This is a genomic window from Ralstonia psammae (genome assembly GCF_958405935.1).
Classification (GTDB): Bacteria; Pseudomonadota; Gammaproteobacteria; order Burkholderiales; family Burkholderiaceae; genus Ralstonia; species Ralstonia psammae.
In genome coordinates this window covers 427,806-442,416 of the sequence record NZ_CATZBU010000004.1, presented here as the reverse complement: position 1 = coordinate 442,416, position 14,611 = coordinate 427,806, and the positions used below count along the sequence as shown (strand labels likewise).

Genomic DNA, 14,611 nt, shown 5'->3' with positions numbered 1-14,611 from the left:
ACTGCCGCCGCCCCCTATCGCTTGACGAATCGGTAGTGCGCCACGCCCCATTCGTTACCGCCGGCATAGCCGAACAACGTGGACACCGCCAGGTAGAACATGCGCCACCGCTGGAACCACACTGCCGCTTCGCGTTCACCGTAGGTCTGGGCAAACACCGGCATCAGGCGGCTCCGGGCGGCATCAAGGTTGGCCAGCCAGTGGTCGGCCGTGCGCGCGTAGTGCGTGCCGCTGACCCACCATTGCCTCGTCACGCGCAGGTCGTCCTGGAAGTGCAGCAGCAGCGCCTCCGATGGCATGGTCCCGCCCGTGAAGAAATACTTCGACATCCAGTCGGTACCGTCCTGCACCTGGAAGTGATACGCCAGCGTGCGGTGCGCAAAGATGTGCACGAACAACACTGCATCTGGGCGCATCCAGCGTGCAATCTTGGCGAGCAACAGACCGTAGTTCTTCATGTGCTCGAACATCTCGATCGACACGACGCGGTCGAAGCGGCCGCCTTCGGGCATCTGTGCAAACTCGAAGTCGACGATGTTGCCGGTGTGCACGGTAAGGTTGGACAACCCCCGCTCGGCGGCACGTGCCTCGATCCAGCTACGCTGGCCCTGCGAGTTGGACAGCGCCACGATGCGCGCATTGGGATAGCGCTTGGCCATCCAGAGCGACAGCGAGCCCCAGCCACAGCCGAGGTCCAGAATGCACTGGCCGTCAGCCAGGCCGGCCCGGTTGGCGTAGCACGAGAACATCGCCTCTTCCGCCTCGGCCAGCGTTTCATTGCCGCTCGGGTACAGCGCGCAGGAATACTTCAACTGCGGCCCCAGGTGGGCCTCGAAGAATGCGGGCGGCAACTCATAGTGCTGCGTGTTGGCCGCGTCTGTCTCAATTGCAATGGGGCTGGCGTGCAGTTCATCCAGCAACGCATTGAAGCGCCGTGAGCGCAGCTCGCCATCATGAATGCCTTCGTCTTGCAAACGACGGCGCATGAGGGTGCGCATGCCGGCGCGCACCAGGGCATCCGGCAGCCATCCGCGCTCGCAGCACTGGATAAGCCAGCTGTCACCGGCGTCGGGCGCGGCCTGCGGCGGTATGGTCGGCGTGAACAGCGCAGTCATGTGAGGTCTCCTTCGGTCTGCATATCAGCGGCGCGGTGGCCAGGGGATCAGCACGCTCGTTGTGCGAGCGTATTCGGCATAGTCGTCACGCGTGGCACGCATGTGGGCTTCGAGCATGGGAACGCCCGAGACCTTCACGAGCAGCCACGCCATGACCACCGGTGGCAGCAGCGTGAGCCATGCCCACGGCGTGCCGATCGCCAGCGGCACGTAGGCCAGCCAGTGCACGCATTCAAAGAAATAGTTGGGATGTCGCGAATAGCGCCACAGCCCCGCCCGGCAGGTCTTGCCCCGGTTCGCCGGGTCCGCCGCAAACTTGCGCAGTTGCCTGTCGGCCAGTGCCTCGCCGGCCACCGCAATCACCCACAGCGCGACCGCAGTCGCCATGGCGAAGGCGCCCGGTGAATCCTGCCGGTAGCTCGGCACCGCGAACGCAATCGACAGGAGCATCGATACCGCCGCCTGCAACTGGAAAAATCCAAACATGTTTCGCGTTGCCGCTGCACCCCACTCCTGGCGCAGCTTGCGGTAGCGCGCGTCTTCCGGCTTGCCGGCGTTACGCTGCCACAGGTGCCGGCCAAGGCGCGCGCCCCAGACCGCTCCGCCCACTCCGACCAACACGCGTGCAGGCAACGAACCCGTGCCCAACCACGCGTAAAGCAATGCCACCGCGCCGAGTGAGAACGCCCAGACCGGGTCGACCATGCCGGCGTTCTCGCTGGTCAATTGCCACGCCCACACGGCACTGAACACCAACACCAGAAACACGAGCGCTACGAGCGCGACGCCGATCGCCGACATGGTCATCCCCGCTGCAGCAGAAACTGCGACACGCCGATCCGGCCCTCGTCAAAGCCGGCCTCGCAGTAAGCGAAGTACAGCCGCCAGATGCGGATGAAGGGCTCGTCGAATCCGAGTGCGCGCACGGCCTCCAGCCGGGCCTCGAAACGCTGGCTCCAGCGGCGCAGTGTCTCTGCGTAGTCGCGGCCGAAGTCCAGGCGGTCGACCACACGCAAGCCGTACTGCTGCGCGAGCTTGGTAAAGCGCTCACGACTGGGCAACATGCCGCCCGGGAAGATGAACTGCTGGATGAAATCGGTGCCGGCGCGGTAGCGCTCGAAGTGTGCTTCGTCGATGGTGATGCTTTGCACCAGGGCTCGGCCGCCATGCCGCAGGCAGCGCGCCAGCGTCTGGAAGTAGGTCGGCCAGTAAGCCTCGCCCACGGCCTCGAACATCTCGATGGACGCGATGGCGTCGTACGCGCCATCCACGTCCCGGTAGTCGCGCAGTTCAACGCGTGCCCGGGGCTCGCCGGCCAGGCGCTCTGCGGTGTAGCGGCGCTGTTCTTCCGAGAGCGTGATGCCGTGCACGTGCGCACCGCGCGCGCAGGCCATCTCCATCAGGCCGCCCCATCCGCAGCCGATCTCCAACACATCCATGCCGGGCCCCACCCCGAGCAGATCGCACACGCGCCGATACTTGGCGGCCTGCGCGTCTGCAAGCCCGTGCCGCAGGCTGCCGTTGAACCACGCGGACGAATAGGCCATGCCCTCGTCCAGCCACAGCCGATAGAAATCGTTGCCGAGGTCGTAATGCAGGTGGATATTGCGGCGGCTGCCGCGACGGCTGTTCCGGCGCAGCAAGTGGCGCAGGCGAAGCACAGAGCGCGCAAGCGCATGTCCGAAGATCGCCTGGTCCAGCGTGGCGGCGTTGACGATAGCCAGGCGCAGCAGATTCGGGAGGTTGCCCGTGTCGATCCATCCGTCGCGATACGCCTCGGCAAAGCCCACATCGCCGCTGCGCAGGATGCGCCCACACGCACGCCAGTCGAGAATGCGCAGATCCGCCACCAGCGGCGAGGCGGCATCGCCGATCTGCACATCGCCATCGGGCGTGACAAGGTGGAGGAAACCGTGTCGCAGTCGACCGGCCAACGCCACGAACAGGCGCCCGGCAGCAGGAACATGGGGCGGCACCCAGGCGAGGGAGTGCAAAGCGGTCATCGGGAGTTCTCCGGAGAAGATCTGTCGTGGGCATCACGGCCAACGAACGGCACGCCCTTGAGCCACAAGCGAAGGGCCTGCCAATGGATGCGGCCGATAACCTGCAGCGCAAGCAACGGCTGCCGCAGCACCGCACGGCGCAGGTGAACGGCATCAAAGGGCCGCAGCCGTCCGCCGATGGCGGTCTGCAGCAAGAGGCCGTCTCGGTCGTGATAATCGATGCGCACCAGCGCTGTTGCAGCGGTCTCGGTAAAGCGGAACTGATAACCGCCCTCGACCCTGCAGAAGGGCGAGACATGCAACTGCTTGCGGCACGTCAGTACGGTGTGCGCGCCGATGGCCCCGCCGTCCTGCGCGCACAGCAGGTAGCGGTGGTCCTGGCCGAAGGTGTTGTTGACCTCGGCCAGCACCGCGCGCAGCTTGCCGGCCGCGTCGTGGCAATACCAGAACGAGACAGGGTTGAACATCCAGCCGGCAATGCGCGGAAAGGTCTGCAACCAGACCTCGCCATCGGCAGGCAAACCCGCGCCGCGCAGCACGCCACGTATCCAGGCGAGCAGGTCTGTGCCGTCTCGCGGTCCGTAGTCACGCACGCGCAAAGACAGCGGCCGGAAGCAGTCCACGCCAAACCAGGTGCCCGTCAGGCGCCCCAGCGCCGAGAGCTTTACGCGCACCGCAAACACCGGGTAGACAAAGCGATGGGCCACCGGCCGCAGGCGGCGATGCATGACCTGGCCGACGAGAAGCTGTGCGTCGCCGTTCATGGCGTCACCTGTGCCCACGCAGGAGCGCAGCCGAAATCCGCCGCCACGCGCAGGGCGGACTTCAACCCGTCTTCGTGGAACCCGTATCCCGTCCAGGCGCCCGCGAACCACGTGCTGCCACGGCCTTGCAATGCAGGCAGGCGGGCCTGCGCATCGATGGCCGGCTGATCGAATACCGGGTGCTCATATGCAAAGCGCTGATACTCCAGCTCGGGCGCCGGCGGAGCCGGCGGGTTGAGCGTGACGACCACGGGCGTCGACACGGGCAGCGGTTGCAGCTGGTTCAGCAGATAACTGACGCACGGCGCCGTGCCCGTTGCGCCCGCCCGCGAGGCGTCGAGATAGTTCCACGCCGACCACACACGACGCCGACGCGGCAGCAGACGGGGATCGCGATGCAGGAAGGCAGTGTTGGGCTGGTAGCGGAATGCGCCCAGCACGGCACGCTCTTCGTCCGTTGCATCGTCAAGCAGATGCAGCGTCTGGGGTGCGTGCGTGGCGAGCACCACGGCGTCGTAGCGCTCGCTGCCGGACTCGGTCCGCACGTCGACATGCCCAGCGGCACGGCGGATGCCGCGTACCGGCGTGCCCACACGCACATCGGCCAACCGGCGGGCAATCGCGTGCACATAGCTGCGCGCACCGCCTTTGACGGTGCGCCAACGCGGCCGGTTGAAGACCTGCAGCAAGCCGTGGTTCAGACAAAACCGCAGGAATGTTTCGGCCGGGAACGCCAGAATGTCGCGGCTGGGCGTGGACCAGATTGCCGCCGCCATCGGCAGCAGATAGTGCGCACAGAACGGCTCACCATAGCGGCCGGCAGCCAGCAGCGTGCCAAGGCTGTGGCGCTCATTGCGAGCCAGCGCCAGGTTGGCGTGCGCTTGGCGGTTGAATCGCAGGATGTCGCTCAGCATCGACAGAAACCGTGCCGACACCACGTTGCGCGGCTGCGCAAAGACGGTGCGCAGGCTGGTGCCGGCCCACTCCAGCGCACCGCCGTCGACCGACACACTGAACGACATGTCGCTTTCGCAATGCGCCACGCCAAGCTCGTCAAACAGCGCAATCAGATTCGGGTACGTGCGCTGATTGAAGACGAGAAACCCAGTATCGACGCCGAAGACCTGTCCGCCCTCTTCGATATCCACCGTATTGGTATGCCCACCCAACCGGGGCGAAGCCTCGAACAGCGTCACGGCGTGCCGCTTGGCGAGGAAATGCGCCGCCGCCAGCCCCGAAATGCCGGAGCCGACCACCGCGATGCGCTGCGCAGGAGAGGAATGCATGTTCAAGGCAAGGCCCCGTTGGATCGTTGGACGGTCAAAAAAAGAAGACGGCACGCTACCCACCGCGCCGGCAAGTCCGGGCGGACCCAAATGCGTTTCATGAAGTTGTCGTCGCAAGCCGGCGGTGCACGCACCGCAGATACCGGCTCAGGCGGGCATCCCGAGCGAGGCGGATGCGACGCGATGCGACATATACGTGGCTAACCCGCAGGTGGATGCAGCGTCTCCGCCCGAATAGCGAATTCCATTGCGTCTTCGAGCATCAGACGGGCACGGTTGGCAACATCGCCGAGATGGCGGTGGAGTTGTTCATCGAGCGAGGACCGCACCGCGCAGCCATCGCTGAAACGCTCGAACGCGTCAAGCTGGCGGATCAGCCCAACAAGATGCCGTGGACACTCGCAGGCAAGCGTCTGCGATGCGTTGGCGAAGATCTCCAGCTGGCGGTCCGTAAATCGGCGCGCGTTGCGCCGCAGCGGTTCGAGCTTTCCGTACACGGCGTCTACGCGCACGAGCTGCGACAGCTCCTGCAGGACCTGGTCGAGTTCACCCTGCGCATTGGGCTCCCGATACAACCGCACGCCGGCCGCGCGCAGCATGTCGGTGGCGCGAACCGTGCCAAAGCTGTAGATCACGCCGACAGCACTGGCGCCGCAGCGGCGCGCTGCCGCCAATAGGGCTTCCGCCGTCTCCGGATGCAGGGATGAGGCTTCCACGATCAATGCGTCTGTGCGCGGCAGTGGCTCAAGGCGTGTCTCGCCATCAATTGCGGGCAGCTCGATGACCGGCTCGATCCCCAGCGACGCGAGCGTGCTTTTTCTGCGCCGGACGCGCTCTGCCAGCAACGCGCCACACACCGCAAGCGAAATTGCCGCGTTGGACGGTATCGGCCCCGGTGCCTCGGCAGCCAGGGAGGTTTCCAGCAACTGCTCGAGTTCGGCGCTGTCCGCATGCGCAATCGCGCCGATCGCGTGCCCCTGATTGACGAGCGAGCGCAGCAGCACGAGGCGCCTGACGTCTTCGCTCGAATACAACCGCTGGCCGGACTCCGATTTGGTCGGCGAAATCACGCCATAGCGCTGCTCCCACACACGGAGGGTGGATACAGGCATCTTGGCCATGCGGGCGGCCGTTCCGCTTCGGTACATCGGCGCCGCGTTGTCTTCATGTGGCACGTGCGTCTCCATGCAAGAGCTGCTTTGCTGACATGAAACGCTGTGCCGCCGACATCGTCAATGAAATGAAGCGCAAAACACGCGTCAGCCCGGTAATGAGTCGGAATTGAGTCGCCATTTCCGGGCAGAACCACCGCTGTTGTGCGAAAGCCGCCACATCGGCGCGTTCAGGCCGTACTCCCGCCAAACCGCAACGGCGGGAGCCGTCCCGACGTTACGAAGCGCGTGCCGTCAACCACTGGCTCGGTGGCAGCGGCGCGCCGACAATCCGCATCTCCCCAAGGCTGCCGAAGAAGCCATTGCCCATGCTGCCGCCATACTGCGCGCAGCCGATCGCCATCTGCTGCGTGCTCGCCACGTAGCGGATGCCGTCCATCCCGCTGCTATTGCGCAGGATGGGCGCGCCCTCTACGTACATCGTCGTGCTGCCCTTTCCGTCGTTGACGATGGCAACGTGCAGCCACTGCCCCGCCGAGACACCGCCCGACCAGCACGCCAGGTTCTCGGTGTTGTCGGTGGGGATGACCTCCCACTGGAACTCCATCAGGTTGGAAAACGCGAACATCGCCATCGTGTCGCCCTGGTCGACATCGCCCGGCCACGACACGCCGGTGGCTGCGCTGCGTGCACCCAGCCGATAGAGGATGCCCATCCACGCGTTGTTCTGCGCAGTCCAGGCCGAATCGATCTTCACGAATGCCTCGATGGTGTAGCCATCGGCAAACGTTTGCACGTTCAGCGGCGACGTCGAGGCAGTTGTGAAATACGAGGCCCTCGTCTGGTTGGCGTTCTTGAACTGCAGGCTGCCCGGTGCAGACGACAACGGATGATGGTCCTTCGACCAGACCAGGTCGCCGGGTTGCCCACCCATCCACGTGTTCAGCGAGATGGGATTCGCGCCCCCCGTGGTATCGCCCGGAACAGACGCATCCTTGATCTGGAAGCCCGGCTGATACGGAGACAGTGCCTCGCCTTCAGCGGCGGCCGTGTTGTAGAAGCGCCAGTGCGCCAGCGTGTTAGGCACCACCGGGTAGTCACTCGGGCCGGACGCCGGTTTGCCCGCATCCTGCGGCGGGTTGTGAAAGTTCGCCAGGATCAGCCCCTTGGCGACGTCCGTCAGGCTGCCCGACACCGAGCCCGTCGCCGCCTTGAAGGTGGAACTGAAGCCGGCAAAGCGCTTCGCAAAATCGATGTCGATCGAGAAGTTCTGGTTATCCGCCGTCAGCCACGCCGAGTCGAACTGATTCAGGCTCGCCTCCGGCTTGACCGGCACCCACGGCGAGAACGAACTGGCGATGATCTTGTTGTTCGTCAGATCGAATTCGTACAAGCGCATCAGGCCATTGCCGCCCATATAGGCCATCTGATAATCGACAACCATGAAGATGACGTCGTTGCCGGCGGCGTTCTTCTTCGTCATCTTGCAGGAGCCGTGATAGTGACCGGAAACGGCCATGAAAATCTGGTCGTTATTCTTGATCAGCTTGTCCCACAGGTAATTCGAATACGCCGTATCGGCCGCCGTCACCGCATCCGGACCAATGCCCGCAAGCTGGTGGCAAATCAGGATGACCGGAATGCCAGGGTTCTTTGCGATGACCCAATTGGCCCACGCAATCGCATCGTCCGAAGCGCGCCACGACATCGACAGCACCAGGAACTGATTCCCCTCCGCCTTGAAGACGTGGTACTCGTGAAAGCCCGAGCCATGACGGCCGCCGAAGGTGGACTGCTGCTGCGCCCGCGCGGTTGGGAACACCTTCAGATACGGTTCCACCAGGCCCTGCCGGTGGCTTCCGCCGTCCTGGTATCCGTCCGTGTTATCGAAACCGGAGACGCCAACGCCCCAGTCCGGTCCCCATTGCATCGACGAGCCGATCGCGCCGACATCGTGGTTGCCAGCGCAAATCGAATAATTGCAGTTGGCCTTTTCCAGCACCTGCATTGCCTGGCTCGCCAGTTCCCACTCTTTGGTGACCGTGCCGTTGCTGAGCTGGCTGTTGCTGAGCAGATCGGTGCTCGCGCTCCACGGTGCCGAGCCTTCGGAGGTGTAATACCAGGACTGATCGACAATATCGCCAAGGTGGGTGGTGAATGCCAGTTTCAGCGCCTTTGCATTTTGGGCAATCCATTGCGTCTGCGCCTTGAATGGATTGTCAAATTGCGGATTGATGGTCGGATAATTCTTTTGATACAACTCGCCCATTTTTGCGGATGCATAGCGCGGATAAAATTGCGTATCCGGCAAGGCCGCCAGCGTAAATGACGACACCAGCTTCGGCGTAGCCGTACCGGTGCCCGGGTCCCCCGACCCTGGCGAAGTATTCGTGCCCGTTGACGTGGAGCCCGTGGAGGCATCCGCCGAATCTCCGCCACCGCACCCGCTCAGCGCGCCCGATAGGCCGACCGCCGTCGAAGCCAGCATCATGCGCAGCAATTGCCTGCGTTTCAGTTCAGGAACAGCGGCCAGATCATCCAGCGTCAACCGCTGTTGCTCAGCCCGACTTTTCATTGACATGGTTCTCTCCGTTACGTTTTAGGCTACCCAAAAGGCAAACAATTGCCGTCGCAATTCGCAGGGCTGGTCCAACGCTCGAAGGGAAATGAAAGTGAAGCCTGAAACGCTGCAATTCTCATCGACACAGATCAACCGCACTGAGCATCCGAGACGAAACATTCTCAAAAAAACTCAGACTGCGAATGCGTTCGATGCTCTTTTTATTGCCTGCGATTCATAAAATGAATCGGTCACATCGATTGGCATCCGCATGGTAGGAATGCTGTATGACAGTGGCGTTTATTTAAGTCATGCGCATTCAATCGCGATTGGTTTGAATCGCAACTCAATAGATAGGAACACACCGTCTATTTGAGGGTGCTGTGCGACGGCTCGATGCCGAGCCACCATGCCCTGCGCCGTCGCGCGGGGGCCTCTGCAGCGGTGACAAACGGCCGACCCTTGGTGTGCCTAAACCAGGTTTGCAAGTGGCGTCATCGGGCCCGACACGGCACCCGCCGAGCGTGCACATGGCCCTCGTCGCCTCGCGTACTCCCGTGGTGGGGATCGGGAAAACCCGGCCTTGACCACTAATATATCAATCCATAAATTCTGATATATCAAAAGACATGCCCCGATTCGGCAGCTTCCGGCCGAGTCGACACGTCAGACAAAACCAGACGAGGAGACCCATGACAGCGCCCTTCCGTAACCGGCGGCGGCAGGCATCTGATGCCCGCACCCCGCACAATCCGTCGCGACGCGCCTTTCTGAGCTATGGCGGTGCCGTGGTCGGCGGGGCGCTGGTGAGCGCCTGCGGCGGCAGTTCCGACGACGTCGCGCCGGTTGCCACGACGCCGACGGCGCCCGTGCAGGCCGATCCGATCTGGGGCGCCAACGGCGCGGCCACCACCATCATTTCTTCGCTGAAGGGCGTTGCACAGAGCGCGTTCCCGGCCGTTGATTTCCAGGTCGAGGCGTTTGGCGCACAGCCGTGCAGCGTTGTCGCGCAGACAAGCCCCTACACCGATCCGACCAAATCGCCCGTGAGTTCGGGCGCCGGGGCAACGCAGGCGGCAGGCGCATTCGACTCGCGCCCCGCGTTCCTGGCTGCCATTGCGGCATGCAATGCAGCAGGCGGCGGGCGCGTGGTGGTGCCTTCTGGCACGTGGTATTGCGCCGGGCCGATCGTGCTCCAGAGCAACGTCAACTTCCACCTGAGTGCAAACTGCACGATCTACTTCAGCGCCAATCCGGCGGATTACGCCAAGGATGGCCCGATCGATTGCGGCGCCAACGGCAAGCTGTATTACAGCCGCTGGCAAGCCGACGACTGCCTGAACTACGGCTCGCCCATCTACGCACGCAACGCCAGCAACATCGCACTGACGGGCGAAGGGGCAACCTCGGTGCTCAACGGCCAGGCCATGACCCCGTTTGCCGGCACGGGCAACACCAGCACGTGCTGGTGGACCTTCAAGGGCACCAACGGCGCCTATGGGTGTGCCGGCTCGAGCACGCCGTCGCAGGCTTACAGCAACCCCAACAACGTCGACCTGCAGACCGCGGTGCCGGGCATCCCAAGCGCGCTGTACACACTGCTTACCAATCCGGCGACGCCCTGGCAGCAAGACCAGAACTACCTGCCCGCGCTGTCCGAAGCCGGCGTGCCGGTCGAGAAGCGCATCTTCGGGCTCGGCCACTACCTGCGCCCGTGCATGGTGGAGTTCATCGGCTGCACCAACGTGCTGATGGAAAACTACCGCACGGTCAACACGCCGTTCTGGCAGCACCACCCGGTGCACTGCACGAACGTGGTCATCCGTGGCGTGACGGTGGACAGCATCGGCCCCAACAACGACGGCTTCGACCCCGACGCCTGCAGCAACGTGCTGTGCGAGAACGTTACGTTCAACACGGGCGACGATTGCATTGCGATCAAATCGGGCAAGAACCTCGACACCGGCTACGGTCCGGCGCAAGACCACGTCATCCAGAACTGCACGATGAACAGCGGCCACGGCGGCATCACGCTGGGTAGCGAAATGGGCGGCGGCGTGCAGAACATCTACGCGCGCAACCTGGCGATGCTCAACCAGTTCTGGGCAACGAACTCGCTGAACATCGCGATCCGCATCAAGACGAACATGAACCGGGGCGGGTTCGTGAAGAACTTCTATGTGACCAACGTCAGCCTGCCCAACGGCGTGAACCTCACAGGCGCCGGTTACGGCAGCAAGATGCTGGCAGGCAGCCCGATCAACAGCACGGTGCCGCTGGGCGTGGTGACCGCGGCCGCCGCAAACCCCTCGGCTTCCCAGGGCGGCCTAATCACGTTCGACTGCGATTACCAGCCTGCAGCGGATGCCATCCGCACGCGGCCGGCCCTGGTGCAGAACGTGAACATCTCCAACGTGACCGCCGGCAACGTCACGACCGGCGGCCTGACGGGCTCCTGCTTCCAGGCCATCGTTGCGCAGGGCCCCGTAGCGTTCGACTACAACGGCACGCTGCCCGCGCCCACCGTACCCCCCATCACCGGCGTGACGATCTCGAACTGCAACTTCGGCACGCCCACGGCGGCGAGCCCGGCAAGCGCCACCACGCCGGGGCCAATCTACGCCTACAACGTGCACGACATCACGCTGCAGAACGTGGTGATCGGAGGACAGACCTTCAACACCACCGTGACCGACGCCCGCTGAGCAACCCGCCTCCTTCGCGCTTGGCCGGTTCCGCTGGCCAGCGCCTTTTTATTCCGACCCTGCAGCCAATACATCCATCATGAGACGCCCTGCCGCAATCGTTCGTACCTCCCTGCTGCTCGCCGCCCTGCTGGCCGCCTTTGCAAGCGGCGCAGCGCAAGCGCGCACCTTCCGTGTTGCCGACGTGCACGGCGACACCTACCCCACCAACATGGCCGTCAAGTTCATGGGGGAGGAAATCAAAAAGGCCACCGACGGTAAGGACTCCGTCAAGGTGTTCGGCAACAGCGCGCTGGGTTCCGAGAAAGACACCATCGACCAGGTGCGCATCGGGGCGATCGACATGGTGCGTGCCAACGGCGCGGCCTTTAATGAGATCGTTCCGGAATCGGTCATCCCTTCGCTGCCCTTCCTGTTCCGCGATATCGAGCACTTCCGCAAGGTGATGTACGGCCCCGTCGGCCAGAAGATCCTCGATTCGTTTGCCGCCAAGGGCTTCGTCGCACTCACGTTTTACGAGAGCGGCGCCCGCTCGATCTACGCCAAGAAGGCAATCCACACGCCGGCCGACATGAAGGGCGTGAAGATCCGTGTGCAGCCGTCGGACCTGATGGTCGACGAGATCAAGGCCATGGGCGGCACGCCCACGCCGATGCCTTTCAGCGAGGTCTACACGGGCCTGAAGACGGGCTTGGTGGATGCGGCGGAAAACAACATCCCGTCGTATGAAGAAACCAAGCACTTTGAAGTTGCGCAGATCTACTCCGAAACGCAGCACGCAATGACGCCGGAAGTGCTGGTGTTCTCCAAGAAGATCTGGGACACGCTCACGCCGCAGGAGCAAGCCGCCATCCGCAAGGCGGCTGCCGATTCCGTGCCGTACTACGTCAAGCTCTGGACCGCACGCGAGCAGGCCGCCACGGCAACCGTAACCAAGGGCAACGCCACCATCGTGCCGGCTTCGCAGGTTGACCGCGCCGCCTTCGTCAAGGCCATGCAGCCGATCTGGACAAAGTACGAGACCACGCCGCAGATGAAGGACATCGTCAACGCGATCGTGGCCACCAAGTAAGCCTGCATCACCGCTCAAGCGCAGGGCCCGCGCCTTTCCCGCAGGCCCTGCGCCGGGCAGGCTGCCGATGTACGTCGTTGGTACACCGGCCCCGCCTGCCCACCTCCGATACCGCGTTCCCCTCCAGGTTCAGCATGCAATCGATGTCTTTACTCAAGCGCATCAACGATGCGTTTGCGCTCGTGCTCACGCTTGTGGCGGCGTCATGCCTGGCCACGCTGACCGTGCTTGTCTTCTACGGCGTGGTCATGCGCTACGTCTTCAACAACGCGCCCGATTTTGTTGAACCCATCGCCCTGCTCATGGTTGTAGCCATTGCCATGTTCGGGGCCGCGCTCAAGGTGCGCGAAGGCGGCCATATCGGCCTGGATTCCTTTGTTGAACGCCTGCCCGCAGGCGGCAAGCGCGCCGCGCATGTGCTGCAGAAGCTGTGCCTGATCGCCTTTGCAGTGGTGATCTTCGTCGGCTGCTTCGACATGGCCGAAACCACGTTCGGTGACCGCATCCCCATCCTCGGTCTGCCCGAAGCCGTTCGCTATTGGATTCCCATCGTGGCCAGTGTCGCCATCGCCCTATTCGCTCTCGAACGCCTGATCGGGCTGTTCGCGCAAGACGCAAGTTAAGTCACCATGGATCTCGCCATTCTCTCCGTCAGTTTTCTGGCGTTTCTTCTGCTGGGCGTACCGGTTTCGTTCGCGCTCGGCCTGTCGTGCGTGCTGACGTATCTGCACGAGGGTCTGCCAGCGGCCACCGCCATGCAGTCGATGATCTCGGGCATGAACGCGTTTTCGTTCCTGGCCGTGCCGTTCTTCATTCTGTCCGGCGAATTGATGCTGCACGGCGGCATCGCAGACCGCATCCTGCGCTTCGCGCAATCCCTGGTGGGGCACTTCCGCGGTGGCCTGGGCATGGCCAACGTGGTGGCTTGCACGCTGTTCGGCGGGGTCTCAGGCTCGCCCACCGCTGACACGTCGGCCATGGGCGGCGTGGTGATTCCGCTGATGAAGCGCGAAGGCTACAGCGCGGCCTACGCCGTGAACGTGACCACGCATGCCTCGCTTGCCGGCGCGCTCATGCCGACCTCCACCAATATGATCATCTACGCCTTTGCGGCGCAGGGCATCGTGGGCTCGCTCAACGGGCAGCAGGTGAGCGGCGTGTCGATCGGCGACCTGCTGTTCTCCGGACTGCTGCCGGTGCTGTGGGTGATGGGTTTCGTGCTGATCGCCGCCTACTGGCAGGCCAAGCGCTACGGCTTTCCGCGCCGCGCCGATGGCTCGACGGAGCTGCCGCCCTTCCCCGGCTGGTTTGCCGTGGCACGCGCCTTTGTTGGTGCGGTACCGGGCCTGATGGTGATCGCGCTGATCCTGGTGTGCGTGGCCATGGGCATTGCCACCGCCACCGAAGCCGCCGCCATCGCGGTCGCGTATTCGCTGTGCCTGACGGTGCTCGTCTATCGTTCCATGACGTGGACCAAGTTCCGCCGCGCGCTGGCCCACGCCGCCAAGACCACGGGCGTGGTGCTGCTGCTGATTGCCGTGTCGAACATGCTGCGCTTCCAGATGGCCTACCTGGAGATTCCGGATGCCATCGAGCAGATGCTCACGCAGACCAGCGCGGCACCGTGGCTGATGCTGCTCTACATCAACATCCTGCAGGTGTTCCTTGGGACGTTCGTCGACATGGCGGCGCACATCCTGATCACCACGCCGCTGTTCCTGCCCATGGCCATGCATTGCGGCGTCGGCCCGGTGCAGTTCGGGATCATGCTGCTGCTCAACTGCTCGCTGGGTCTGGTGCATCCGCCCATCGGCTCGGTGCAGTTTGTCGGCTGCGCCATCGGCGAGGTCTCCATCGGCGAGACCACAAAGATCGCCTGGCCTTACTACCTCGCCATCTTCACCGCCATCAACGTGGTGACCTACATGCCGTTCTTCTCGACCTGGCTGCCCAGCGTGATCAACGGGCACCCCGTGTACTGAGGCCGCCCCAAC

The 14,611-nt window shown here is 63.7% G+C and carries 11 protein-coding genes; 4 read left to right on the top strand and 7 right to left on the bottom strand.

The window, feature by feature from the left end:
* Positions 1–14 precede the first annotated feature (14 nt).
* From R2N16_RS11600 to R2N16_RS11570, 7 genes are all read right to left on the bottom strand, one after another.
* The gene (locus R2N16_RS11600; protein WP_316665816.1) at positions 15–1,115 is read right to left on the bottom strand and encodes an SAM-dependent methyltransferase; all 1,101 of its coding nucleotides are present in this window, start codon (positions 1,113–1,115) and stop codon (positions 15–17) included.
* A gap of 24 nt (positions 1,116–1,139) precedes the next feature.
* On the bottom strand, positions 1,140–1,916 hold the full coding sequence (locus R2N16_RS11595; RefSeq protein ID WP_316665815.1) for a DUF1295 domain-containing protein: 777 nt from the start codon (positions 1,914–1,916) through the stop codon (positions 1,140–1,142).
* A gap of 2 nt (positions 1,917–1,918) precedes the next feature.
* Positions 1,919–3,118: a class I SAM-dependent methyltransferase gene (locus tag R2N16_RS11590; protein WP_316665814.1), complete on the bottom strand. Its 1,200-nt coding sequence runs from the start codon at positions 3,116–3,118 to the stop codon at positions 1,919–1,921.
* A complete protein-coding gene (locus tag R2N16_RS11585; RefSeq protein ID WP_316665813.1) occupies positions 3,115–3,882 on the bottom strand; it encodes a DUF1365 domain-containing protein in 768 nt (255 codons plus the stop codon). The genes R2N16_RS11590 and R2N16_RS11585 overlap by 4 nt, the downstream gene beginning before the upstream one ends.
* Positions 3,879–5,168 carry an NAD(P)/FAD-dependent oxidoreductase gene (locus R2N16_RS11580; protein ID WP_316665812.1) on the bottom strand — a complete coding sequence of 430 codons (1,290 nt, stop codon included), beginning with the start codon at positions 5,166–5,168 and terminating at the stop codon, positions 3,879–3,881. The genes R2N16_RS11585 and R2N16_RS11580 overlap by 4 nt, the downstream gene beginning before the upstream one ends.
* A gap of 200 nt (positions 5,169–5,368) precedes the next feature.
* Positions 5,369–6,316, bottom strand: coding sequence for a MerR family transcriptional regulator (locus tag R2N16_RS11575; protein ID WP_316665940.1), 948 nt, complete (start codon positions 6,314–6,316; stop codon positions 5,369–5,371).
* Between the two features lie 241 nt (positions 6,317–6,557).
* Positions 6,558–8,861, bottom strand: a complete 2,304-nt coding sequence (locus tag R2N16_RS11570) for a LamG-like jellyroll fold domain-containing protein (protein ID WP_316665811.1) — start codon at positions 8,859–8,861, stop codon at positions 6,558–6,560.
* A gap of 671 nt (positions 8,862–9,532) precedes the next feature.
* Here R2N16_RS11570 and R2N16_RS11565 point away from each other — a divergent pair.
* From R2N16_RS11565 to R2N16_RS11550, 4 genes are all read left to right on the top strand, one after another.
* Complete coding sequence (locus R2N16_RS11565; RefSeq protein ID WP_316665810.1) at positions 9,533–11,545, top strand: glycoside hydrolase family 28 protein; 2,013 nt, start codon at positions 9,533–9,535, stop codon at positions 11,543–11,545.
* Between the two features lie 79 nt (positions 11,546–11,624).
* Positions 11,625–12,617, top strand: coding sequence for a TRAP transporter substrate-binding protein (locus R2N16_RS11560; protein ID WP_316665809.1), 993 nt, complete (start codon positions 11,625–11,627; stop codon positions 12,615–12,617).
* Positions 12,618–12,760: 143 nt separating this feature from the next.
* Positions 12,761–13,240: a TRAP transporter small permease gene (locus tag R2N16_RS11555; RefSeq protein ID WP_428984116.1), complete on the top strand. Its 480-nt coding sequence runs from the start codon at positions 12,761–12,763 to the stop codon at positions 13,238–13,240.
* Between the two features lie 6 nt (positions 13,241–13,246).
* The gene (locus tag R2N16_RS11550) at positions 13,247–14,599 is read left to right on the top strand and encodes a TRAP transporter large permease (RefSeq protein WP_252693655.1); all 1,353 of its coding nucleotides are present in this window, start codon (positions 13,247–13,249) and stop codon (positions 14,597–14,599) included.
* The last annotated feature ends 12 nt before the right edge of the window (positions 14,600–14,611 follow it).

What these genes read in the sequence shown, in the direction of transcription:
- R2N16_RS11555 (WP_428984116.1), top strand. Translation starts at nt 12,761, where the DNA reads ATGTCTTTACTCAAGCGCATCAACGATGCGTTTGCGCTCGTGCTCACG.
- R2N16_RS11570 (WP_316665811.1), bottom strand. Translation starts at nt 8,861, where the DNA reads ATGTCAATGAAAAGTCGGGCTGAGCAACAGCGGTTGACGCTGGATGAT.
- R2N16_RS11590 (WP_316665814.1), bottom strand. Translation starts at nt 3,118, where the DNA reads ATGACCGCTTTGCACTCCCTCGCCTGGGTGCCGCCCCATGTTCCTGCT.
- R2N16_RS11585 (WP_316665813.1), bottom strand. Translation starts at nt 3,882, where the DNA reads ATGAACGGCGACGCACAGCTTCTCGTCGGCCAGGTCATGCATCGCCGC.
- R2N16_RS11595 (WP_316665815.1), bottom strand. Translation starts at nt 1,916, where the DNA reads ATGTCGGCGATCGGCGTCGCGCTCGTAGCGCTCGTGTTTCTGGTGTTG.
- R2N16_RS11560 (WP_316665809.1), top strand. Translation starts at nt 11,625, where the DNA reads ATGAGACGCCCTGCCGCAATCGTTCGTACCTCCCTGCTGCTCGCCGCC.
- R2N16_RS11580 (WP_316665812.1), bottom strand. Translation starts at nt 5,168, where the DNA reads ATGCATTCCTCTCCTGCGCAGCGCATCGCGGTGGTCGGCTCCGGCATT.
- R2N16_RS11600 (WP_316665816.1), bottom strand. Translation starts at nt 1,115, where the DNA reads ATGACTGCGCTGTTCACGCCGACCATACCGCCGCAGGCCGCGCCCGAC.
- R2N16_RS11565 (WP_316665810.1), top strand. Translation starts at nt 9,533, where the DNA reads ATGACAGCGCCCTTCCGTAACCGGCGGCGGCAGGCATCTGATGCCCGC.
- R2N16_RS11575 (WP_316665940.1), bottom strand. Translation starts at nt 6,316, where the DNA reads ATGTACCGAAGCGGAACGGCCGCCCGCATGGCCAAGATGCCTGTATCC.
- R2N16_RS11550 (WP_252693655.1), top strand. Translation starts at nt 13,247, where the DNA reads ATGGATCTCGCCATTCTCTCCGTCAGTTTTCTGGCGTTTCTTCTGCTG.